Annotated in this window: 27 protein-coding genes; 1 reads left to right on the top strand and 26 read right to left on the bottom strand. The window is 65.1% G+C overall.

The window, feature by feature from the left end:
- Positions 1-34: 34 nt before the first annotated feature.
- Genes AC2A04_RS07390 through AC2A04_RS07355 form a run of 8 tightly spaced genes read right to left on the bottom strand, consistent with a single transcriptional unit; the run spans position 35 to position 6,126 of the window.
- Positions 35-286, bottom strand: a complete 252-nt coding sequence (locus AC2A04_RS07390) for a hypothetical protein (protein ID WP_484211641.1) — start codon at positions 284-286, stop codon at positions 35-37.
- 19 nt (positions 287-305) lie between these two features.
- Entirely contained in the window at positions 306-749 is a 444-nt protein-coding gene (locus AC2A04_RS07385; RefSeq protein ID WP_484211640.1) for a chemotaxis protein CheW, read from the bottom strand.
- Positions 750-774: 25 nt separating this feature from the next.
- Positions 775-1,143 carry a response regulator gene (locus tag AC2A04_RS07380; protein ID WP_484211639.1) on the bottom strand — a complete coding sequence of 123 codons (369 nt, stop codon included), beginning with the start codon at positions 1,141-1,143 and terminating at the stop codon, positions 775-777.
- A gap of 20 nt (positions 1,144-1,163) precedes the next feature.
- A complete protein-coding gene (locus AC2A04_RS07375) occupies positions 1,164-1,721 on the bottom strand; it encodes a chemotaxis protein CheD (RefSeq protein WP_484211638.1) in 558 nt (185 codons plus the stop codon).
- A gap of 1 nt (position 1,722) precedes the next feature.
- The gene (gene cheB / locus AC2A04_RS07370) at positions 1,723-2,742 is read right to left on the bottom strand and encodes a chemotaxis-specific protein-glutamate methyltransferase CheB (RefSeq protein ID WP_484211637.1); all 1,020 of its coding nucleotides are present in this window, start codon (positions 2,740-2,742) and stop codon (positions 1,723-1,725) included.
- Positions 2,739-3,608, bottom strand: a complete 870-nt coding sequence (locus AC2A04_RS07365; protein WP_484211636.1) for a CheR family methyltransferase — start codon at positions 3,606-3,608, stop codon at positions 2,739-2,741. The genes cheB and AC2A04_RS07365 overlap by 4 nt, the downstream gene beginning before the upstream one ends.
- Positions 3,605-5,818: a chemotaxis protein CheA gene (locus tag AC2A04_RS07360; protein WP_484211635.1), complete on the bottom strand. Its 2,214-nt coding sequence runs from the start codon at positions 5,816-5,818 to the stop codon at positions 3,605-3,607. The genes AC2A04_RS07365 and AC2A04_RS07360 overlap by 4 nt, the downstream gene beginning before the upstream one ends.
- A complete protein-coding gene (locus AC2A04_RS07355; protein WP_484211634.1) occupies positions 5,815-6,126 on the bottom strand; it encodes a chemotaxis protein CheX in 312 nt (103 codons plus the stop codon). Before AC2A04_RS07355 ends, AC2A04_RS07360 begins: the two co-directional genes overlap by 4 nt.
- Positions 6,127-6,283: 157 nt before the next feature.
- On the opposite strand from AC2A04_RS07355, the gene AC2A04_RS07350 reads away from it, so the two are divergent.
- Complete coding sequence (locus tag AC2A04_RS07350) at positions 6,284-7,312, top strand: chemotaxis protein CheB (RefSeq protein WP_484211633.1); 1,029 nt, start codon at positions 6,284-6,286, stop codon at positions 7,310-7,312.
- Positions 7,313-7,439: 127 nt separating this feature from the next.
- Here the strand turns inward: AC2A04_RS07350 and AC2A04_RS07345 are convergent, their stop codons facing one another.
- The 18 genes from AC2A04_RS07345 to AC2A04_RS07260 form a co-directional block, all read right to left on the bottom strand.
- Positions 7,440-7,826, bottom strand: coding sequence for a flagellar export chaperone FliS (locus AC2A04_RS07345; RefSeq protein ID WP_484211632.1), 387 nt, complete (start codon positions 7,824-7,826; stop codon positions 7,440-7,442).
- Positions 7,826-9,268, bottom strand: a complete 1,443-nt coding sequence (gene fliD, locus AC2A04_RS07340; protein WP_484211631.1) for a flagellar filament capping protein FliD — start codon at positions 9,266-9,268, stop codon at positions 7,826-7,828. Before fliD ends, AC2A04_RS07345 begins: the two co-directional genes overlap by 1 nt.
- Before the next feature lie 6 nt (positions 9,269-9,274).
- Entirely contained in the window at positions 9,275-10,438 is a 1,164-nt protein-coding gene (locus tag AC2A04_RS07335; RefSeq protein WP_484211630.1) for an EscU/YscU/HrcU family type III secretion system export apparatus switch protein, read from the bottom strand.
- A 6-nt stretch (positions 10,439-10,444) separates the two neighbouring features.
- On the bottom strand, positions 10,445-11,233 hold the full coding sequence (gene fliR / locus AC2A04_RS07330; protein ID WP_484211629.1) for a flagellar biosynthetic protein FliR: 789 nt from the start codon (positions 11,231-11,233) through the stop codon (positions 10,445-10,447).
- Positions 11,234-11,237: 4 nt separating this feature from the next.
- The gene (locus AC2A04_RS07325; RefSeq protein WP_484211628.1) at positions 11,238-11,510 is read right to left on the bottom strand and encodes a flagellar biosynthetic protein FliQ; all 273 of its coding nucleotides are present in this window, start codon (positions 11,508-11,510) and stop codon (positions 11,238-11,240) included.
- Between the two features lie 5 nt (positions 11,511-11,515).
- A complete protein-coding gene (gene fliP, locus AC2A04_RS07320) occupies positions 11,516-12,247 on the bottom strand; it encodes a flagellar type III secretion system pore protein FliP (RefSeq protein WP_484211702.1) in 732 nt (243 codons plus the stop codon).
- A gap of 68 nt (positions 12,248-12,315) precedes the next feature.
- Positions 12,316-12,597 (bottom strand): flagellar biosynthetic protein FliO, encoded by a 282-nt coding sequence (locus AC2A04_RS07315; protein ID WP_484211627.1) that lies wholly within the window; start codon positions 12,595-12,597, stop codon positions 12,316-12,318.
- Positions 12,597-12,905: a flagellar motor switch protein FliN gene (fliN, locus tag AC2A04_RS07310; protein ID WP_484211626.1), complete on the bottom strand. Its 309-nt coding sequence runs from the start codon at positions 12,903-12,905 to the stop codon at positions 12,597-12,599. Before fliN ends, AC2A04_RS07315 begins: the two co-directional genes overlap by 1 nt.
- 26 nt (positions 12,906-12,931) lie before the next feature.
- Positions 12,932-13,822: a FliM/FliN family flagellar motor switch protein gene (locus AC2A04_RS07305; protein ID WP_484211625.1), complete on the bottom strand. Its 891-nt coding sequence runs from the start codon at positions 13,820-13,822 to the stop codon at positions 12,932-12,934.
- A 23-nt stretch (positions 13,823-13,845) separates the two neighbouring features.
- The gene (locus tag AC2A04_RS07300; RefSeq protein WP_484211624.1) at positions 13,846-14,430 is read right to left on the bottom strand and encodes a flagellar basal body-associated FliL family protein; all 585 of its coding nucleotides are present in this window, start codon (positions 14,428-14,430) and stop codon (positions 13,846-13,848) included.
- Positions 14,431-14,464: 34 nt separating this feature from the next.
- Positions 14,465-15,775: a hypothetical protein gene (locus tag AC2A04_RS07295; RefSeq protein ID WP_484211623.1), complete on the bottom strand. Its 1,311-nt coding sequence runs from the start codon at positions 15,773-15,775 to the stop codon at positions 14,465-14,467.
- A 34-nt stretch (positions 15,776-15,809) separates the two neighbouring features.
- Positions 15,810-16,241 (bottom strand): hypothetical protein, encoded by a 432-nt coding sequence (locus AC2A04_RS07290; RefSeq protein ID WP_484211622.1) that lies wholly within the window; start codon positions 16,239-16,241, stop codon positions 15,810-15,812.
- Positions 16,238-17,569 carry a FliI/YscN family ATPase gene (locus AC2A04_RS07285; protein ID WP_484211701.1) on the bottom strand — a complete coding sequence of 444 codons (1,332 nt, stop codon included), beginning with the start codon at positions 17,567-17,569 and terminating at the stop codon, positions 16,238-16,240. Before AC2A04_RS07285 ends, AC2A04_RS07290 begins: the two co-directional genes overlap by 4 nt.
- Positions 17,569-18,189: a FliH/SctL family protein gene (locus AC2A04_RS07280; RefSeq protein ID WP_484211621.1), complete on the bottom strand. Its 621-nt coding sequence runs from the start codon at positions 18,187-18,189 to the stop codon at positions 17,569-17,571. The genes AC2A04_RS07285 and AC2A04_RS07280 overlap by 1 nt, the downstream gene beginning before the upstream one ends.
- Positions 18,182-19,201, bottom strand: a complete 1,020-nt coding sequence (gene fliG, locus AC2A04_RS07275; RefSeq protein WP_484211620.1) for a flagellar motor switch protein FliG — start codon at positions 19,199-19,201, stop codon at positions 18,182-18,184. The genes AC2A04_RS07280 and fliG overlap by 8 nt, the downstream gene beginning before the upstream one ends.
- Positions 19,198-20,886, bottom strand: coding sequence for a flagellar basal-body MS-ring/collar protein FliF (fliF, locus tag AC2A04_RS07270; protein WP_484211619.1), 1,689 nt, complete (start codon positions 20,884-20,886; stop codon positions 19,198-19,200). The genes fliG and fliF overlap by 4 nt, the downstream gene beginning before the upstream one ends.
- 4 nt (positions 20,887-20,890) lie before the next feature.
- Positions 20,891-21,259 carry a flagellar hook-basal body complex protein FliE gene (gene fliE, locus AC2A04_RS07265; RefSeq protein WP_484211618.1) on the bottom strand — a complete coding sequence of 123 codons (369 nt, stop codon included), beginning with the start codon at positions 21,257-21,259 and terminating at the stop codon, positions 20,891-20,893.
- A complete protein-coding gene (locus AC2A04_RS07260) occupies positions 21,256-22,551 on the bottom strand; it encodes a sigma-54 interaction domain-containing protein (RefSeq protein ID WP_484211617.1) in 1,296 nt (431 codons plus the stop codon). Before AC2A04_RS07260 ends, fliE begins: the two co-directional genes overlap by 4 nt.
- Between the last annotated feature and the right edge of the window lie 13 nt (positions 22,552-22,564).

Here is a 22,564-nt window from a genome sequence, read left to right as displayed (position 1 = left end):
GACTTGGCCTTTTACCAACCAGTGCAGGTTGGCTTTAGCCCGAAAGGCGCAGACGGTCGCGCAGGACATCGATGGCGATGCGTTCGACTTCCTCGGTCGGACGGTCGGCCCGAAGCAGCCGCGCAAGAGAACGCTGCTTCTGCGCTATCAGGTCGATCGCCTGAAGCTTGTCGACATGGTTGATGGCCACAGCCATGTCGTCGCAGAGCGCGGTGCCCAGTGCCTCGATGTCCTCGGCAAGCTCGTCGAGCACGACGGCGATCTGGCGGTGAGTGGCTTGGCCCATCGGAAGCGGTCCCTTTCGCTCAGGCGGCTTCGGCGATCTCGGCGCCATCCGACAGCGCGGCAAGGTTGAGCACCATGACCATGCGGTCCTCGATCGCGGCAAGGCCCTCGAGGAACGGGACCACCGTATCGCCAGCCGAAGTCGGCGGAGGGGGTTGCAGTGTCTGGCTGTCGAGCGTGACAATGTCGCTGACCGAATCGACGATCCAGCCAGAAATCTGTGCGCCCTGCTGGGTGACAATAATGGCGTGGCGCGGGGTGGCTTCGGTTGCGCGCCAGCCCAGGCGGGCAGCAAGATCAATCACCGGCAATACGGTGCCGCGCAGGTTCACCACCCCTGCGACATAGGCAGGGACGCGGGGCAGGCGCGTGGTCGGCGACCACGCGCGGATTTCGCGGATCGCCATGATGTCGAGCCCGAAGACCTGGCCCTCGACCTCGAATGTGATCAGTTCGCGCAGCATGGGATTGGCTCCTTTCTAGCGGGGGTCAGTGGGAAACCCGTCGCACGGCGGCGACGAGCTTGTCGGGATCGAACGGCTTGACGATCCAGCCCGTGGCACCGGCGGCGCGGGCACGTGCCTTCTTTTCCTCGGAGCTTTCGGTCGTCAGGACGAGGATAGGGCGGTCGCGGTGACGGCTGCCTTCGCGCAGGCGCTCGATCAGGCCGAACCCGTCGAGACGGGGCATGTTGATGTCGGTGATGACGACATCGACCTCGTTCATCGCCAGCCAGTCGAGCGCGGCCATGCCGTCCTCGGCCTGCGACACGTCGAAGCCGTGACCGGCAAGGGCATGGTTCAGAAGAGCCCGCATGGACGGGCTGTCGTCTACGGTGAGGATCCTGGTAGTGTGCATGCTTGGACTCGCTTTTCCGGTCAGAACAGTTCGACGTCGCCGTGGGCGACCGCCGGGCGCGGGGTGGGTTGAACAGGAGGCGCGAACCGGTCTTCCACCGTGCGGCAGCGGACCTGGCCCGAGGCCGGGCGGAAATCGACGCGGCGGGCCTGCGTCCCGCCAAGATCCTCGCGCATTAGCATTATGCCTTCGCGGCGGAGGAATTCGCGGGCAAAGTCGGCATTCATCGAGCCGATCCGCATCATGTTGCGATTGACGTTGGCCCCGCCGTAGAGATGCGCCTTCAGGGCGGATTTTCGTGCGCCCCTGGCGAGCATCTCGTTGACGAGCAGTTCCATCAGATAAACGCCGTAGTGTTCATCGATCTGGGTGCCCGCAGCGTTCGCGGGCGGTTCGGACAGGAGAAAATGGTTCATTCCGCCGATATGCGCTTCGGGGTCAAAGAGGCAGGTGGCCACGCACGAGCCCAGGACCGTCGAGTATTCGATCGCGGGCTTTGCCGAGGCGAGCGCTTGCCCCTGCATGACGGTCACCCGCTCGATTGGCGGCGCGCTGGTGATGGGAGCCTGGAAGCTCATGTCAGGCGGCCTTGCTGAAGAGTTGGCGCGCGATCGAACCCAATGGCGAGACGACCTTGGCAGCGCCGAGGTTGATCGCGGCGCGCGGCATGCCGAACACGGTGCAGGTCGCTTCGTCCTGCGCGATGGTGTGAGCACCCTTGCGCGCCATCGCCAGCAGGCCTTGTGCGCCGTCCGCCCCCATGCCGGTGAGCAGAATACCGACCCCGTGCGCGCCCACCACTTCCGCCACCGACGAAAACAGCACGTCAACACTCGGCATGTGGCCCGAAACCGGATCGCCGGGACGCAGCCTGCAATGAAGATTTGCCGACCCGCCGACTGAAAGATGGCGATCGTCGCCCGGTGCGACATAGACGTGGCCGGGTCTCAGCGGCATGTCCGGTTCGGCGATCACGATGCGTGGCGGGCATGACTGGTCGAGCGTGCGCGCCACCGCCGGCGCGAATCGCGCGTTGATGTGCTGCACGATCATCGTTGGAGGACAATCTTCGGGAAAGCTGCCTAGGACGGTCTGAAGCGCCTCGACCCCTCCCGTGGACGATCCGATGGCGATCAGCGCAGGGCGTTCTATCAGTGAGCCGCGTGCCTCCTGCGCGACCCGCCGGGCAGCGGGAGCGCGGACGGTAAACTGCACCCTGGCAGCTTCGCGGATCATCGCGGCGAGCCGCCCGCCATCGTCGAGGCCCGCCCCTCCGCCCGACTTGGCGTAGCAATCGACCGCGCCCAGCGCGAGCGCGCGGGCCGTCATTTCGTTGCCTTCCTGTGTCGATCCCGAGACGATGATTACCGGCGTGGGTCTCAGTTCCATGATCTTGGCCAGAAAATCGAGGCCGTTCATGCCGGGCATCTCGATGTCGAGCGTGACGACATCGGGGTCGAGCTCGCGGATCATCTGGCGACCTTCGGCGGCATTGGCCGCTGCCGCGACGACTTCGATGTCGGGCTCCTTGCCCAACCGATTCATCAGGATCGCGCGCATGGTCGGCGAATCCTCGACGATGACGACGCGAATGGTCATGCAAGCCCCTTGCGGTAGATGGTTGGTCCCATGGTCGAGAGCTGGTCGAGCGCAGGCCCGGTCACCCGTTCCGAATGGCCGATATAGAGCCAGCCGCCCGGAACGAGCTTTTCGGCAAAGCGCGCGACGAGCCTCTCTTTCGTGGGATTGTCGAAATAGATCATAACGTTGCGGCAAAAGATCACGTCAAACTGTCCGCGCATCGGCCAGTCGCCCAGGAGATTGAGCGAGCGGAAGCGCGCAAGCTGCTGCACTTCGGGCGCGATGGTCGATTCTTCGCCTGCGGCACGCGTCCAGTTGCGGCGCAAGGATTCGGGAACTGCCTTGATGTCGTCGGTGCGGTAGGTTGCGGTACGCGCCTTGGTGAGCGCGTGGGTGGCGATGTCGCTGGCGAGCAGACGCAGATCGCGCCGGGCGATGTTCTGGCCTTCGGACTGGTCGGGACCCAGAAAGGTCATCAGCAGGGACCAGGTCTCCTCGCCACTGGAACAGCCCGCCGACCACAGCCTGACCTTGTCGCCGCCGTGCAGCCGCTCGACAAAGCCGGGACGGACGTCACTGGCAAAATGTTCGAAATGGTGCGCTTCGCGGTAGAAGAAGGTGTGGTTGGTGGTCAGCGCGCAGATCGCCTTCTGGCGCTCTGTCGCATCCTCGCGAATGCGGATCACGTAGGAGCCGAACGTTGCGCAGCCGGTGTTGCGCACGAGCGGGGCGAGGCGCGAGTAAACGAGCATCGCCTTGCCGGGCGGCAGCACGATTCCCGCCTCCACGTGGGCGATCTCGCTGATCGCGCGAAAATCGGCTTCGTCGTAGACCCCGGGGCTTACCCCGGGCATCGACGCGTCGAGAGCTTCCATCAGGCTCATGCTGCTTCTGCCAGCGCTGCGGGGGCAGGGTTCGAGGCAAGAGTGCGCGATACGAGGCTGTCGACGTCGACGATCAAGGCAACCCGGCCATCGCCAAGGATAGTTGCGCCTGCGACGCCCTCGACAGATCGGTAATGGGTATCGAGGCTTTTGATGACCACCTGGCGCTGATCGCAGATCGCATCGACGAGCAGGGCCGCACGGCCTGCGCCTTCGGTCTCGACCACGATCAGGACCCCGTCCTGCGGGTGAGCAGCCGCGCCGACCGCGCCGACGGCCACGCTGAGCGGGATCACTGGAATGAAGCGGCCACGCACGTTGATCATGCAGCGGCTGGCGCCCAGGCCTTGAACCTCGTGCGGTTCGGGCCGCAAGCTTTCGACAACATTGGCGAGCGGAACGACCAGCGTCTGATCACCGACATTGACGACCATGCCGTCGGAAATCGCGAGAGTGAGCGGCAGGGTCAGGGTGAAGGTCGTGCCTGCGCCTGGTTCGGATTCGATGGTGATGCGCCCGCCCAGATCCTTCACGTTCTGGCGCACGACGTCCATCCCGACACCCCTGCCGGAAATGTTCGAGACCTGTTGCGCGGTGGAGAAGCCCGGCGCGAAGATCAGCAGGTCGATCTCCTCCTTGCTGAGGACCGTCTCCGGCGCGATCAGCCCCTTTTCGACCGCCTTGGCAAAGACGCGTTCGCGGTCGATTCCCTTGCCGTCGTCGCCGATGCGGATGAGAATGCGGCCCGAGCGGTGCTCGGCAGAAAGCGTCAGCGTGCCCTCGGCAGACTTGCCGGCGGCAATCCGTTCATCTGCCGGTTCGATGCCGTGATCGACCGCGTTGCGAATGAGGTGCGTCAGCGGTTCACCAAGGCGCTCGATCACGGTCTTGTCGAGTTCGGTGCTCTCGCCCGAGACTTCGAGACGGACGTGCTTGCCAGTGGACGAGGCCAGTTCGCGCAGGATTCGCGGCACGCGGCTGAACACCGAACCGATCGGCTGGGCGCGGATCGCCATTGCCGATTCCTGGATATCGCGCGTAAGCCCCTCGATCAGCGCCATTTCTTCCGATGCGGCAAAGCCTTCACCCGAGAGGCGCTGGGCCATCATGGCCTGGGCGATGACCAGTTCGCCGACAGCATCGATCAGCTTGTCGAGCTTGCCCAGTTCGATGCGGATCGACTGGCCGGGTGCGGGCGGGGCAGGCGGGGCCTGCGTATTTCTTGCGACTTGATTCTCGACGATGGCAGTGGCGGGTTCCTGAGTGGTCGCCGTTGCGGGCAGCGGCGGGGGCGCGGCGGTCTGGACGACCGGCTGTGCTGCTGGCTTGGCTGTCGGCACCTGTTCGACAGGTGCGGGGGGGTACTGCACGGCCGGCATCTCGGCACTCTCGCCAAATGCCAGCGCGCAGTCGTCCCCAACGAAATCGAAGATGTCGCGAACGGCCACCTCAGTGACGGCGCCGGGAAACGTGAATACCCATCCGAGGTAGCCCGTGCCAACTTCGAGCGAATCCAGCGACGGCACCGAGGACACGTCGCAGACCGTGCAGCGACCGCCGAGATCGGCCATCTCGCGCAACATCAGCAGAGGCTCGCTGCCATTCCGCATCGCCGGTGCGTGGGGACGGACGCGCACTTCCCAGCTGGGCGCTTCGACGGGGGCCGGTTCCACCGCGCCACCAATTTCGCCCGAGATGTCGTTCATCAGGGCGTCGAGATCGAAATCGAGTCCGAAGTCATCGTCAGCCGCCGATGCAGGCTTTGGCTCCGCAGCCGGCGTCTCTCCTGCGGGTGCTTCCGCCGCCAGTGGCGTTGAGGTGGGCGCTCCCGCGTTCGCGGCCATGGCTGCCGTCAGCTCGGCGAGCAGGGCGGCGTCCTCGGGTGGCTCGCTGCTGTCGCGCGCAGCCGTCACGTGATCGCTCAGGGTGTCGAGCGCGCGAAGCATGAGGTCGATCAATGGTTCGGTGATGGCGACAGTTCCGTCGCGCACATCCGAAAGCAGCGTTTCGAACACGTGGGTGAAACCCTGCAGCGCGATATAGCCGAATGCACCGGCACCGCCCTTGATCGAATGAACCCCGCGAAAGACCGCGTTGACTGTATCGTCGTCCTGCGTGCCTTCCTTGCATGCAGCCAGCCCCTGTTCGGCCGCGGCGAGCGACTCCTCGCACTCGGCGAAGAAGATTGCCTGGATTTCCTCGGCGTTCATGCATCGACCCCTGCGAAAAGCTCGTCCGACAGGCCGGCGAGGACGACTGCCTCGCGCAAGGCGGGCGAAGGAGTGATCACTGCACCATCGCCGGTCTGGCGCGCACTCACGAGCAACTGGAGCATCGCCTGTCCGACCTGCTGGCATTCCCGCCCGTCGATCATCAACGGTCCCGAGCCGAGCGCCGCAATCATTTCGGGCAGCAGGGCCTCGGCGGCGGCGCGGTCACACCTGGCTGGCAATAGGATCGACGACATCGGAAAGGTGCCCTCCGGATGGATTGGACCGGCCCGGATCAATCCGGCCACGGCTGGTGTTGATCACCGGATAAAGCAGGAGGGCAAAGGTCGGCTTTCGCAGCATCTAGGGTGAGATACGTAAGGTGCGGCACATGAATTCCTCGCGCCTTCGACCGTAGTGACGTGTCGAGGGCGCCGATGCGCCACAGCAGGAGTTCATCGTAAAATGCACGAAGCACGGGTTCTGGTTGTCGATGATTCCGCTGCTATGCGCGCGCTGTTCTCCGACATTCTCGACCAGGCAAAGAACGTGACCGTGATCGGCGCTGCAGCAAATGCTGCAGAGGCCCGCGATCAGATCCGGGCTTTGAAGCCAAATGTCGTCACGCTCGACGTCGAGATGCCCGGCATGAGCGGAATCGAGTTTCTCGAAGAGATCATGGGATCGGCGCCGCTCCCGGTGGTCATGCTTTCGAGCCTTACCCAGGCCGGAACCGAGACCTCGCTGAAAGCCTATGCGCTGGGCGCGGTTGAATGCTTTCCCAAGCCGCTGAAGGCGACGCCCGAACAGTTCAGCAAGACCGTGGGCAAGCTCGGGAAGATCGTGCTCGCGGCGGCCAACAGCAACGTCAAGGATCGCCGCGCCCCGCGCGAGCACAAGCACGTTGAATCGCATTTCGAATGGAACGGCCATCTCGTCGCGCTTTCCGCGTCGATGGGCGGGATCGATGCGCTGACCCAGCTGCTCGCCTACTTCCCGGAAAAGTGCCCGCCCACGGTCATCGCACTCAATGCCGAACCGGCGGTGGTGGAGACGTTCATCAAGCGCATGGACGGCGAACTCAAGTGCGCGGTAAAGGCCGCCAAGGACGGCACGCCGCTGACCCCCGGCACTATCCATATCGCGTTCGATCCTGAACGTCATGTCGTTATCGAGCCCGGCAGCCCGGCCAAGCTCCGCCTGATCGACCGCGACCCCGTGGAGGGCATGCGCCCCTCGGCCAACCTCTTGTTCGGCTCGATCGCGCGTGGCTCTGTTCCGGCGACAGCCGCAGTGCTGACCGGCATGGGCAACGACGGCGCCAAAGGCCTCAGGATTCTCCGTGACGCCGGCAGCAAGACCTTCGCGCAGAACCGCAAGAGCGCCCTGGTCTCCGAAGCGCCATCTGCCGCCATCGATCTGGGTGGTGCCGAAAGCGAACTCGATCTCGACGAACTGGGCGCAGCATTGATCGCATGCTGCAACATGAGCTGACCCTATCCTGGAGTTTCCCGTGCCGCGCGTCCCCTGCAGCGCGGGAAAACGAAGAGCCCGGCCGCCATGTTGGCGACCGGGCTCTTTTCCGTTCGGATCGCGCGTCGTGCTGCGCAGTCGGAGTTGGTCAACTGGCGACTATCCCGTGCAGCATCGCTTCGCGAATTTCAGAGAAATCCTGGCGTATAAGCGCAAGTTTTGGGGCATCGAAACGCGTCACGCAATCGAGCACCGCGTTGCGGGCCGACTGATACATCTGAGTCAGGGCGGGCGCCGTGGGGTTCGTCATGTCGACACCCATCTGCAATGCTGTGAGCGCCGAAACCGCGCGGGTGAGAGCCGCGCTCTTGGCGGAGTTGTCCTTGCGCTCCTGCGCGTGCATCGCGCGCCCGACCGATCCGATGACCTGCTCAAGGCAAAGATCGACGAGTTGACGCGAATCCGCACCACGGACCCGCGCATCGAAATCAACGCGGCGATAGGCTTCGGTCGGGTCATTGCGATGATGCAGCATCAGTTATTGCCCGTCGAATTCCAGGCGGCAATCTGCGCCTTGAGAAAGGTAAGGGTGGATTGCGAGCCGGACACGCGGGTGTCCATCACGGCAAAACGCGAGACGAGACGCTGGCGCATGTCCTCCTGCTTGTCCGCAAGGCTGGAGGACTTCTCGCTCACGGTCTTCTGCAGCGCTGTGTAGCGCGTGATCGAACTGCCAAGCGAAGCACCGCTTGTGGTCGACGATGCGGCACGCGCAATCTTGTCGATCGTCCCGTAGACGCCGTAGACGCCGGTGGTCCACATCGCCCCGGCTGCCTGTGGATCAGCCTTGAGCGTTGCCGAGAGGCGGTCGTTGTCGAGCGCAAAAGTCCCGTCGCGCTGGATCTTGAGACCAAGATCGCCAAGGGTCGCCGGATCGCCGTCGTCGGCATTGAGCATGATCCTGGTGCCGGCCAGCGCGGTCAGGGCAGTGCGCAGCGCGCGGGCGCCAGGATCGTTGTTGAGCTCGCCATTGGTCTTGTCCATCGCCGTGGTCAATTGCGATACGACCTCGTTCAGGGCATCGACCAGGTCCGTCATGGCCGAGGTTATGTTTTTCGTCGGATCGCTGAAGCTGACCGTTGCGGGCGCGCCGATATTCGTGCCGGTGAGCTTGAGGTTCAGGCCCGGCACCACGTCGTTCGCCGTGTTGCTCGTCGATGTGTAGGCGACGCCATCGATGCTGTAGGCAGCGTTGCTCGCGGTTGCCTTGAGATGCGTGGTGTTCGTCGCGGGCGTCCAGGCCAGATTGGCAAGGCCTTCCTCGCCTGCGGTCTCGGTCGCCTCGATCACGAAGCCACTGGTCGCACCGTCCTTGCCCTTGAGCACAATTTGCGCGCCGGCCGAACCGTTGGCGACATAGGCCGTCACGCCGGAACCCGAGGCGTTGATCGCACTGGCAACATCGGCAAGCGTCGCGCCAGTGGGAATGGTGATGTCGACGGCATCCTGCGTTGCATCGGCGGTGAAGCTGCTGCCCGAAACCGTTCCGAAGCGCAAAGTCAGCGTGCCCGCGCCTACGGTTGCGGTGGATGACGAATAGGCAGGCGTTACAAGCTTCTGCGCGTTGGCAAGGCTCGTCACTTCGAGCGAATAGGTGCCACTGCCAGTCGCCGTGCCCTTGCTGACGGTAGCAACGCTGGCATTGGTGATCGCGGGCGTCACGGCAAGATCACCGGTGCGAATAAGCGCCCCGACCGACGATGACAGCGTGCTCATCAGCGACTTGAGATTGGATGCGCTCGAGATCTGCGCGGTCAGCTTATCGTTCTTTGCGGAAAGCTGATCGATACGCGTTGCGAATTGCGCCGCGGCAAGCTGCTCGGCAAGCTGCGAGGTGTTGATGCCACTGCCCGCGCCCAGCGACGAAATGATCTGGGCTGTGGCCGAGGTCGACGAGGTGGACGAGGTTGTAGCCATGATCCCTTAGGACGGTTGCGCCGCAGCGGGGTTAAGGGTTGCGACGAGTTCGGGGCGGCCTTCTGCGTCGAACCGCATGTGCATCGGCACGTCGATCGGGGGCAGGACCGGCACATCGCCGCGTTTGAGTGACAGCACGAACGCCAGCACGACAGCGACGGCGGAGTAAAGATCCTCGCGGATCACCTGATTTTCGCGCGTGGTGAAATATACCGAGCGGGCAAGCGGCGGAATTTCCAGCGTCGGCACGCCCATTTCCGCTGCAAGCTGGCGCATCGCCAGCGCCTTATCGCCGCGACCCTTGGCCAGCACGACCGGTGCCGGGGCAAGGTCGGGATCATAGATCATCGCTACGGAAAAGTGGCTTGGGTTGGTGATGACGAATTGCGCCTTCTGCATCGCCGCCTGCATCGCGCCCATCGCCAATTGGCGCTGCTTGCCCCTGAGGGCAGCCTTCTGTTCGGGTGAGCCCTCGGACTCCTTCGATTCGTCCTTGATCTCCTGCAACGTCATGCGCAGCCGGAAGAAGCGGCGGATCCACTGGATCGGAAAATCGATCAGCGCGATCATCACCAGCCCCGATGCCAGTGCAAAGGCGAGCGAGGTGATCGCATCCCAGGCCATGACCAGCTGCCCATGGATGTCGCCATGCCCCAGGCCCGCCAGCCGCGACACTTCGCCCGAAGCCCAGCTCCATGCAATCGTTCCGAGCAGGGCAAGCTTCGCCAGGCCCTTGGCCAGTTCGATCCAGCCTTGCGGGCCGAACATACGCTTGAGCCCGGATAGCGGATTGATGCGCGAGGCCTTCGGCGCAAGGTTGGCGGGAACCCAACGTCCGTCCGACATGCCGATCTGCGAGAAGACCGATGCGACCAGCACAAGACCACCGAGCAGGAATACGGGCGGCAGCGCGGTGATCATTGCCCCGATCAGTAACTTGCGAGGAGCGAAATCCTCGATCGCGGCGCGGTCCAACGTCAACGAGGCGCGCAGCGTATCCTGCATCGCGTCGAACACCCAGGGTCCGGCAAACTTTAGCCAGACAGCGCCCACCAGTACGCCGGCGGCAGTTGCGAGATCGCGCGAGCGAAGGACGTCGCCGTTCTTCGCGGCGTCCTTCCTGCGCTTCTCGGTAGGGGCAAAGGACTTCTCGCCCTCGGATTCGGCCATGGCGCGTTACTCTCCGCGCGCCAGCAGGGCAGCGGCATTCTCGACCGCGCCGGCGGACATCTCGATCATAAGGTCGGTCAGCATTGGCGCTGCCGCGATCATCGCGGCAAGGCCCGCAAGAACGCCCGCAGGCAGGCCGAGCGAAAACAGGTTGAGGCTTGGGGCCGACCGGCTGATGATCCCGGTGGTGACCTGCACCAGCAGCAGGATCAGTGTCACCGGCAACGCGATCAGCAGCGCGGTAACGAACATGGTGCCGGCAAACTGCGTGATCAGTTCCATGCGTCCGGGTGCAAGCCAGGCCGTGCCCGGAGGAAAGGTGCGATAGCTTTCGACGATCAGCGCAATCCAGTTGAGATGCGCGCCGGTGCCGAGGAAGATCACCGTCAGCACCACCGCGAAGTACTGGCCCATGGCAGGCGAGCTTGCGCCGCTGACGGGGTCAGCGGTTGTCGCAATCGACATGCCCATGCCGCCGCCGATGATTTCGGCCGCCAGCGTGGGCGCCGCGAACGTAAGCTGCAAGGCAAAGCCCAGCGCAAGTCCGATCAGCACTTCGTTGGCAACGCTGAGCATGCCCGGCAAGGTCAGGAGCGCAGCCGGAGCAGCTACCGGCGTCCAGGCGCAGACCAGCAGGGCTATCGCTCCGGTCACGATCACCCGGACCTGCGGCGGCACCGTGGCCATGCCAAACAGGGGCGCGGCCATCATCGCAGCGCCGATCCGCGTCATGACAAAGACGAAGCGCCAGAAATCGGCTTCGAGCGCGCCAAATCCGAAGTTGAGCTGAAGCACCCTGTCAGCGCCCGGTCATGGCGATCTGTTCGAAGATTTCCTTGGTGAAATCCCCGACAAGCCCGAGCATCGCGCCGCCGAACAGGACGAGCACGAGCGCGGTGATCGCCAGCTTCGGCACGAAGGTCAGCGTCTGTTCGTTGACCGAAGTCGCCGCCTGGATCACGCCGACGACAAGGCCGACGGCAAGCGAGGCGATCAGGATCGGCGCAGCGACCAGGGCCGTGATCCACAGCATGCGATCGGCCAGCGACAGTAGGGAGGCTGTGTCGTTCATCGCAACTATCCGAAGCTCGCGGCAAGGCTGCCCATAAGCAGCGCCCAGCCATCCACCAGCACGAACAGCAGCAGCTTGAACGGCAATGAGACGATCGTCGGGCTCATCATCATCATGCCAAGGCTCATCAGCACCGACGAGACGACAAGGTCGATCACCAGGAACGGCAGGAACAGCATGAAGCCGATCTGGAACGCCGTCTTGAGCTCGCTGGTGACATAAGCCGGAAGCAGGATCGACCAGGGCACGTCTGCCGCGTTGGCGAAGCGTGGGGCCTTTGCGATATCGGCAAACATGCGCAGGTCGGTCTCGCGCGTCTGGCGGATCATGAAGGCGTGGAATTCGCGGCCGCCATGCACGAAGGCCTGTTCCGCGCCGATCTGGCCAGCCGAATAAGGCTGGATCGCATTGGCATTCACCTTGTCGAGCGTCGGACCCATTACGAAAAGCGAGAGGAACAGCGACAGTCCGATCAGCACCTGGTTGGGCGGCGATTGCTGCAGACCCATCGCCTGCCGCAGGATCGAGAGCACCACGAGGATACGCGTGAAGCTGGTCATCATCAGCACCAGCGAAGGCAGGATCGTCAGCAGGCCCATGACCAGCAGAAGCTGGAGCGAAAGCGAGAGCGATCCGCCGCTTTGCGCGCCCGAGATCTGGCCGAAGGCGCGGTCGAGCGCACCCGAGATTGCCGCAGGCTGCTGCGCCGGGGCGGGCGCGGCAGCAACGGCTGCCATCGCGTAATGCGGCAAAAGGACGATCGTTGCAGTCAGCGTGGCAACAAGACGCTTCACTAAATGACGCTTCATTGTGCGTCCTCCCCTTCCGCTTTCGGACGCGCGGGGGCTTCGGCAAGGCGGACGATGCCGTTCTTGCCTGCCGAGACGAGGATCTCGCGGCCGTGGAATTCCAGCACGGCGAGCCGCAGCGTGGGGCTGAGCATCTGGGTTTCGATGATGCGAACCGACTTCTGCCCGTTGCCTGCCGTGAAGAGGCCTTCCATGCGCTTGGCGAACTTGAGGCTTGCCCACGCCAGGCCGCCGATCAGTGGCAGCAGGACCAGCAGTTTGAGGATGTACCAGAACATCAGCCCGCATCCCCCTTGGCGGCGCGGCGCGGTGCCGGTGCTGGCGCGGCTGCGTCGGGCTCGGTGCCGAGCAGTTCGACGATGCGCAGGCCGAAGCGGTCGCCCTGGGCCACCACTTCGCCGCGCGCGATCAGCTTGCCGTTGACCATCACGTCGAGCAGTTCGTCGGTGAGGCGGTCGAGCATGACGACCGATTCCTCGGCCAGTCCGAGCACATCCTTGAGCTTCATCGACGTGCGGCCGAGTTCGACGGTCAGGCGGACGTCGACATCCTTGAGGAAATCGAAACCGCGGGGCTGGAAGGTCATCTGGGTCGGGCCTCTCGTTGGGGAATTCAGGAAAGCTGGCTGATCTGGATCGCAACGCGATCGTCGAGCGCGCCGATCGTGCCGTGCGCGCAGGGCTTGCCGCCGACGATCAGCGGGACGGCCCGTGCAATGGGAACGGACAGGACCTGACCGACCTCGAGCGCGGAGACGATCGACAGCGGCAGGCGCATGTCGACCAGCACCGCGGTGACGTCGATCGGCAGCTCGGAAAACGGTGCCTGCGTGGGCAAGGAAGGGCCACGCGGTGCGCGCGACGGACGCGTGCTCTCGCCGTGGGCGAAGACTTGCGCCAGCGTCTCGACCGGGAAGGCGAGCGAGATCGCCCAGGGCATGCGGCCCTGCTCGATCACGTTGAAGGTGAGCGCGGCGATCTGGGTGACATCGGGCATCGCTTGCAGCTGGGCAACGCTGGCCTCGCGACGAACTGCACGGATCGTCCCGCCGGTTGCCCCGCCCAGCGCAAGCGCGAGGCAGGTCGAGACAACCTGTTCCATCCGGCCGATCATGAGTTCGGCAGAGAGCGGGAATTCCTTGGGCAGCGACGACGGCGTATCGCCGGGGCCGCCAAACGCGCGGTCGACCAGGCGCAGCACGCTTTCGCCCTCGATCGTGGCGAGGAACGGCGCGCTGCCGATGTGGAACAGGCTGTTGGCGGCAAGGCGCGGTATCTCCGCGCAGAAATCGGCAAAGTCCGACTGCATGGGCTTCATCGGCGTGATCTGCGGTTCGGCTCCACCCAGCAGCGGCGAGATCGCTCCGCGCAGCGTGCGCGCCATGCGCTCGCTCATCCGGGCAAGCGCGGGCACGAGATCGCCCATGCTCGGGCCGGGGCGCAGCAGGGCCGGATCGTGCCGGGCGATGGCACGTTCGGCAATGAAGGCGCGTTCTGGTTTCATGTGCGGGCAGCCGGCTTTCGCGATTACTGGACGATGAAGGTCTTGAAGTAGACGGCATCCACCCCGCCGAAGCCTTCGGTCCCGGTCAGGACCTTGTTGATCGCCGCGGTCAGGCGTTTTTGCAGACGATCCTTGCCAACCGGCGAATAGACGTCTTCCTCAGGCGTGTCGGCGATCGCGATCAGCACGGCCGAGCGGATCGCCAGCTCGTGCTTCTTCATCCACATGATCACGCGGTAATCGCGGCGTGTAGAGGCGGCGATGTTGACCTGAAGCAGCGCCTCCGAATCCTTGAGGTTCGAGGTGAAGTCTTCGGGGAAGTTGTAATAGACGGTGCGGAATTCGCTGCCGCCTTCACCCTCCACATCGGCCCCGCCTCCTTCGCCTTCGCCTTCCTTGGCGGCAGGGGCATAGGGGTCGACCTCGCCCTTGCGGATGAGCTTGGGATTGGGGTCTTCCTTGACCTCGGCATGTCCGCCGCCGATGACGCCTGCTGCCATAAGGCCGAAAACGCCACCGCCGCCGACCGCCAGCAGGCCAAGCGGCATGACGATCTTCATCAGCATGCCGCCGCCCTTCTTCTTGGGCTTCTCTTCCTTGTCGCTCATGCGGGTTCTCTCAGGGTTCGAATGTCAGAAGGTATCAGGCGAAGATGCCGTCGGGGGCGTCGCGGTCAGCGTCGCGGCGCAGCGTGTCTCGCAATTGCGCTGCGGGACGCTCGGCCGTTGGCGTGCGGGCGTCCTGCTGCTGCTGCTGCTGCTGTCGTGCGCCGTCGCCGGCGGTGCCTGCATTGCGCGACTGCGACTGCGCAGCCTGGTCGCGCGGCGTGTCTGCGCTCGTGTTGGTCGATGCGGCTTCGTTGGTGGCCGATACTGCACGGGCAAAGCCGGGATCAGCGCTGCTCATGGCAATGGTCATGCCCTTGTCATCCTGATCGAAGCGCATGGAAACGCGCCCGAAATCGGCATGGGCGATCGCAACGCGCACGCTGTTGGGCTCTGCCTCCTCGCGCGCACGGTTGAGCGTGTCGACCAGCGTCGCGAAATCGATCCGCTCAGGCCGGATTTCGGCGCGCACTCCTGCGGGAACCTCGGCCCGCTGCGCCGTTTCGGCAGTACGGGCCTGAACCGCAGCGATGAAATCGTCGGCGGTCTCGACCGGGGCCAGGGTGTCGGTGTCGTCGGCAAGTTCTGCTGCCAGAGTTGCGGCGGGGGCAGATGGCGCGTCGGTCTTCTCGCTGGCGGAAAGCGCACCGGGCAGCGGGCGTGCGGGACGCTGGCTGGTCTCGTTCGCGAGGGCGGCCTTTGCCCCTGCGGCCTGCGGCACCCCGGCGGCTTGTGCGGCCACTTCGCTGTCGACCGGTTGCGAAGCTGACGGATCGGCTTCGATCACCGCAGCACGCGCAATTGCAACGGTCGCTGAAAGCACAGCCGTGGTGGCCTCCGCTCCCTTTGTGGCGACCGCCCTCACGGTTGACTGGCTAGCATCCACAGTATTGATGCGCGCGCTCGTGGCTCGCTCAACGGGAGTTGTTGCCGTAAGCGTTCGTGGAGCGGCAAGGATCGCCGCTATCATGGCCTGATCAGGCAACAGCTGCCCGGGCAAGGCCGTCTCGGCGCTGGTGTCCTCGCCATTGTCGTTTTTCTGATCGAACGGCGCGTCGGACGCAGCCGCAAGATCGTCGACGGCAAGGGCGGCGGTCAGAGCGGCAAGCGGCATTGCCGCATCCGGCAAGATCTTGCCGCTTGCCGGCAATGGTGCCGGGTTCGCTGCTTCGGGCTGCTGCGCCTTTGCAAGGCTGATCGGCTGGGAAATCTGGATGGCAAGACGCGCCTCAAAGCCACCCGATTGCCTCGTCTCGCCGGTTTCTGCTGCGTTTCCTGCGCTTTCCAGCGCGAAGCCGCCAGCAGCCACTGGCAGGGAAGGCATTGGCAGGGCAGCAAGATCGAACATCGGCAAGGCTCCGTCGCTTCGGCGTTAACCTTGTCTATTCAAGACCCGTGCCAGTTGCCTTGCGCGCGCCGAGCGGAGCGGTGGCGGCGGCAGTCTTGCGGGCGATAAGGCGGGCCTGCGCCTCGGCGCGCTCCTCCACAGCGGCGCGTCTACGCTCTGCGGCAGCGGCTTCCTGCGCCTTGACATCGGCCACGCGCCGGGCGTTTGCCGCATCGGCGCGCGTGCCGGTGGTGATGCGATCGAGTCCCGCCACGAAGTGCCGCAATTGCTGCAGGGCATGGGCATCGGGCAAATCGGTCCGCGCCGCGTATTCTGCCGTGAGGCGCTCGGTCCGCTCGACCAGCCCCTGAAGCTGCGCCAAAGTGCCCTCGGCCTTGCCGGCCTCGGCCAGCGCGGTGCGGCGCGCGATGTCGCGGATGCGTTCAAGCCGTTGCAACCGGGCGAGACGCGCGCGTTCGGCCTTCATCCGCCCAACAGCCGGATCAGTGCCGTGGCGGAATCACCCATCGGAACGATCTCGCGCTGCGGCTGACTGATGAAGCCCGTCAGCGCATCGTGCATGGCAATTGCTCGGTCGAGCTGCGGATCGGCGCCGGCACGATAGGCGCCCATCAGCACCAGATCGCGATTGGCCTCGTAAGCGGCGACCAGCGCGCGGAATGTGCGTGCCGCCTGCTGGTGATCGGGCGCAGTGATGTCGTTCATCACGCGGCTGAGCGATGCGGCAATATCGATGGCAGGATATTGCCCGCGCTGCGCCAGATCACGCGACAGCACGATGTGTCCGTCGAGGATCGAGCGCGCGGTGTCCACCACCGGGTCGTCCTGGTTGTCGCCATCGGCCAGCACGGTGTAGAGCCCGGTGACCGACCCGCCACTCGCAGCAGAGTTGCCAGCCCGCTCGACCAGCTTGGTGATCGTGGCCAGCGCCGAAGGGGGATAACCGCGAGCCGCGCCCGGTTCGCCCAGCAGCAGCGCGATTTCGCGCCCGGCGTGAGCCACGCGGGTCAGGCTGTCCATGATCAGCAGCACACGCTTGCCTTGCGCTCGGAAATACTCGGCAAGGCTGGTGGCCAGCATCGCACCGCGAATGCGCAGGTTCGGCGCATGGTCCGCTGGCACGGCGACAATCACCGACCGGTCGCGTTTGGCGCCGTGCATGTGCCGCTCGACGAAGTCGGACACTTCGCGGGCGCGCTCGCCGATCAACCCGACGATCACCACTTCGGCCTCTGCACCGTGAGCGATCATGTCAAGCAGGACAGACTTGCCCACGCCCGATCCGGCCATGATGCCGATGCGCTGGCCGATCCCGAAGGTGGTCAACGCATTGAGTGCGCGCACACCCGTATCGAAGCGCTCGCGCACGGGAGACCTGTCGAGCGCGGCAGAACGGACGCCGCCCGCAGGCCATTCGCGGCGATGATTGATCGGGCCAAGCCCGTCGATCGGCTTGCCCTCGCCATCGATCGCGCGGCCGAGGAAGGCCTCGCCTACCGGCAGCATGCCAGGGCGGCCTTCGGGCCGAACTTTAGCACCGGGACGCAGCAGCACCGGGTCTCCCAGGAGCATCATCAGCGTGCGACCATTACGGAAGCCGATGGTTTCGGCAGTCAGTGATCCTGAACCATGCGCGATGCGGCATTGCGTGCCGATCGGTACCGCAAGTCCCGACACTTCCAGCATTCCGCCATCGCACGAGGCAAGCAGTCCATAGCGCGGCGGAGTGAAATCGGGCTGGGCGAGGGCAAAGCCATCGAGCGCACGGTCGAATACATTGAGCGCGGATTCCATCAGCATTGGCGGAGCGCCTCTGCAATTGCGAGGCGCCAGTGCTCCGGGCCATCCTCGACACCGCCTGCCGCGCCTTCGACGCGCACCGACCCGCGGACAAGCGCTGCGTCAGGCACGAAATGCCAGTCTTCGGGCAGACGCGCGGCAATAAGCGCAAGGTCTTCCGGGTGCAGCCGGATCACGCGCTCATCCTGTGCACGGGCGAGCATTGCGCCAGCAACCTCCACGCGACGGGCAAGTCCTTCCGGATCAAGCGCGGCAGGGGCGATCGCCGCCTCGCACAGCGCCTGCACGGTTTCGCGCAGGCGGTCCTTGAGGTCCTCCTGCATCGCCGCATCGAGTTTTGCCAACGACAGTTCGATTTTCGAACGCGCCGCCTCCTGCTCGGCAATGATCTGGGCGGCGGCCTCCTGCGCATCGCCCATACCGCGCGCATAGCCCTCGGCCCAGGCATCGGCGACGGGATCGGCAGGTTCCTCGTGCAGATCCTCGACCGCAGGCGGTGGCGGTAGCGGGGGCGATGCCTGCAGGATGTCGCGAAAGAAGCGGCGGTCGCGCGAAAATCCTGCCGAAGCAGCGCCGAGGTCCGCGAGTGAAACCGCGCGCAAGGGGCTAGACATAATCGTCGTCGCCGGCACCGAACACGATCACGCCTTCCGCCGAGAGGCGACGCGCTGCGGTAACCATGGCCTTCTGCGCCTCGATCACTTCGGCCATCTTCATGCGGCCACGGCCCGCGATCTCGTCGCGCACGCCATCTGCGGCGCGGCTCGACATGGCGCGGAAGAACACTTCGCGCTGCTCTTCGGGAATGCCCTTGAGCGCGGCAATCATCGCATCGTTGTCGACCTCGCGCAGCAGCGCGCCCATCGACTTGTCGTCGAGCGCGAAGAGGTGCTCGAACTTGAACATCTCGTTCTCGATCGCCTTGGCGAGTTGTTTGTCCTGCTTGGCGATTTCGGGCATGACCCGCTTCTCGACCGTGCGGGCCGAGGCATTGATGATATCTGCAGCCTCGCGCGGGCCGCCCATGGCAACGGCTGCCTGGCCGTGGCACTCGCCGATCCGCCGGTCGAGTATCTCCTCGAGCATGGTGATCGCCTCGGGCGCGACGGGTCCGAGCGATGCGATGCGGTGGACAACCTGCGGCTGTATTGCATCGGGCAGCCCATGGAGCACGGCAGCGGCCACCTCGGGATCGAGCTGGACCAGCAGGACGGCAATCGCCTGGGGATGTTCGTCGCGGATCAGCGGGATGATCACCTGCGGGGTCAGCCAACGCGCAAGCTCGATGGTTGGCGTGCGTGAGCGATCGTCGGGCAGGATGCGCTGCATCAGGTTGTCGGCCTTCACCTCGCCTACCGCACGGGTCATCAAAGATCGCACCTGGCCGACGCGGTCGTGCGCAATCAGGCCGAGGCGCTCGGTCTTTTCGACAAAGCCAGCTATCGCCTGCGCGATGGCGACCGGGCCGATCTCGCCCAGGGCGCACATCTTTTCGCCCAGAAGCCGCAGTTCGGCAGGCTCGAGCTGCGCAAGGATCTGCGCCGCCTGATCGTCCTCGAGCAGCATGACCATCACCGCAGCGCGTTCGGGATCGGTGATGTTGGGGGCTTCGGCAAGGTCGCTCATGCGGCTTCCTCCTCGGGGGTGTTGAGCATCTGCTTGAGCGCGACGAGCGCATTGTCGGGCTTTTCGACCACGAGCCGTTGGGCAAGGCTGACCTGCCGGGCGAGTGCCTCGGCATCGACCACGCCTGTCTCGGCATTTTGCGCAGGCTGGAGCGCCTCGGCCATTTCATCGGCCGTGATCGCTTCCTGTTCGTCCTCGCCGCCGCCCTCTTCGTCTTCGGCGGCGGCACCTTTCTTGCGCTTTCTGGCGGGACTCGCCTCAGCCACGGCGGGTTCCCGCTTCAACGCCTTGATCAGTGGGCGCACGCCCAGCAGCAGCACGAGCAGCACGGCGATCAGCGCCACTGCGTTGCGCAGGATCGTCGCGAACCACGGCGTTTCCCAGAACGGATCGGGCGCAACTTCGGCGGGCTTGAATGCGCGCACCTGCACCGCAACCTGATCGCCGCGCGCAGGGTCCGCGCCGACGGCAGCGCTGACCAGCTGCTTGATCGCCTCGATGTCCTGCGGCTTGCCCTTCGCCATCGTCTCGGCACTGAGCGCGACGGCGACCGACAGGCGCTTGATCTTGCCCGGCGTCTGATTTGATACGGCGACCTCGCGGCCAAGCTCGTAGGTCCGCGTCGAACTGGACTCGCCGTTGGCGCCTGTCGTCGGCGCTGCGGCAGGCGTTCCGGCCGGAGCGCCGGGTTGCGCCGTGGTAGCGGGCGGCGGCGTATTGGCGGTAACACCGGGAACGCCTTGTGCCGTCGCGGCACCGGTCTGCTGTGATGCGCTTTGCGTCTCAGACCGCACCACGCCCTGCTTGTCGTAGCTTTCGCGCGCGGAGGTGATCTGGTCCATGTCGAGATCGATCTGGATCTCGGACGAGAAATTGCCGTCGCCGAGCATCGGCGTCAGCAATTGCGCAACCTGCAGGCGCAGCTTCTCTTCCATGCGCTGCTGCAATTCCAGGCGGTCGCCATCGACGCCTTCGGCATCGGACAGCAGGCGGCCATGCTGGTCGACCACGCGCACAGCGTCGATCGAAAGCCCCGGCACCGATCCTGCCACGAGATTCGTGATCGCGCGGACCTGGCTTTCCGAAAGCTGCCGTCCGCGGGCGAGCTTGACCATGACCGAAGCGGTTGGCGCCACGTTATCGCGCACGAAGACCGACTTTTCCGGTTCGGCGAGATGCACGCGCACGCCCTCGACCCCGTCGATTTCCATGACGGTCAGCTCCAGCTCGCGTTCGCGCGCGGCCTGCAGGCGCTGGCCCTCAAGCCCTCGGCTTGCGCCCATTGGCAGCTTGTCGAGCATCTGGGTGCCCGTCTCGGGCGTGGCGATCGCACCATCGGACGCCGCAGCCATCCGCGCGCGATAGAGGTCGTCCTCGCCCACGCTGACCGCGCCGGTCGCGTTGTCGATGCTGTAGGGGATCGCCGCCTTGTCGAGACTGGCGACGACCTCGGCGCGCTCGCCGTCCGAAAGCTGGCTGTAGAGCATCCGCTGCGGGGCCGGGGCCATGGTCATCCACAGTACGGCGGTAAGGCCCGCAGCAGAGACGCCAGCAAACCACGGCAGCGTCCGGCGCACGGGCGGCTGGGCCATCAACGTCTTCACGCGAGAGCCGAAGCTCCCGCCTGTAGGGTCGGTCAGTGCGCCAAAGCCGGAGGGGGCGGAAGGATCGGCGGTGTCGGCCATCTAATCAGACTCCCATCCTCATGATGTCCTGGTAGGCATTGAGCAGTTTGTTGCGCACCTGCAGCGTGGCTTCGAAGGCGACTCCTGCCTCCTGACGCGCGAGCATGACCTTAGCCACGTCGACGACTTCGCCCTTTTCATAGGCTTCGCTAATCGCGCTGGCCTTCTGCTGGCTCGAGTTGACGGTATCGAGCGCACCTTTGAGCGAATCCGTGAAGCTGCCGCCTGCTTCGCTGGCCGGGGCCGTTCCCTGCGCCGTCTCGGGCGCCTTGACCTGCTGGAGCAGTTGCGAACGCTCCATGATCTGCTGGCGCAAGGCCATGATGTCCTGAATGCCGGAAGCCCGACCGCCGATGCCGCCGATGCTGCTCATCGCCGGCCACCGACTGCTCGACCACTGACTTCGATACCGGCTTCACGGAAGCTGGCGAGGCGGTAGCGCAGCGTACGCTCCGAAATGCCGAGCTGGCGGGCGGCGGCAACGCGGCTGCCGTTGCAGGCATCGAGGGTGGCGAGGATCGCACGGGCCTCGGAGATCTGGACGATGTTGGAAAGCTTGCCGTCCGACACGGTCGCAGTGGCCTGCACGGGTTCGCAGATCAGACGGGCGGGGCGGTCGAACACGATGTGTTCGGGACCGACAACCGGGGCGTTGCCCGCCAGCACCAGCGCGCGGCGGATCACGTTCTCGAGCTCGCGAACATTGCCGGGCCAGGAATGCGTGGCGAGCATTGCCAGCGTTTCGTCGGCGATCCACGATGCAGTCGTGCCGTGGCGCAGCATCATCGCGAACGCGAGCGGGGCGATGTCGTCTGGACGTTCGCACAGCGCGCGCAGGGCCAGAGGGAAGACATTGAGGCGGTAGAACAGGTCGGCGCGGAAGCGGCCTTCCTCAACCTCGAGCGGCAGGTCGCGGTTGGCACATGCGATGACGCGGACGTCGACCTTGATCGGCTGGGTCGCGCCCAGAGGCACCACTTCGCCTTCCTGCAACGCGCGCAGCAGCTTGGCCTGAAGCGTCAGCGGCATCTCGGCAATCTCGTCGAGCAGCAGCGTGCCGCCGTCGGCCGCGCGGAAGAAGCCTTCGCTCGCCGCGTTGGCGCCGGTGAACGAACCCTTCTGATGGCCGAAAAGCAGCGCTTCGAGCATGGCTTCAGGCATGGCGGCGCAGTTGATCGCCACGAATGGCTTGTCTTTGCGCGACGAGCGATCGTGGATGAAGCGGCTCAGCACTTCCTTCCCGGTCCCGGTGGGGCCGTTGATCAGCACCGGAATGTCACTGGCGGCAATGCGCTCGGCAAGGGCAAGGATTGAAAGGCTTTCAGGGTCTGCAGCGATCGGTGCGCCGGGGCGGGCGCCACTTGCCAGCAATGCGGCCAGCGAAGCCTCGCTCGCGCCGTCGGCATAACGCAACACGGACTGGCGGCTGCCGGTGGTGCGAACGATTGCGGGGTCAGGCGAACGTTCCAGCATCACGCTCATCCGCCGCGGATCGGTGGCGGCCCCCTCGAAGGCGTCTGCCAGCAGGACTTCGCCTTCCGCTCCGTAGCTCGAAAGCACCGATGCCGCGCGCTGTACCAGCGCAGCATGTGCTTTTGCCGCTGTATCCGTGAAGCGAAGTGCCCCGCAATCGCGAATCATTTCAAGACCCCTGTTAACCATCATGTCCGGGGCTCTG

Source organism: Novosphingobium sp. HNCC26DJ243 (assembly GCF_057180545.1).
Note: the sequence above shows the minus strand (reverse complement) of the source record. Positions and strands in the feature narration are given on the sequence as shown.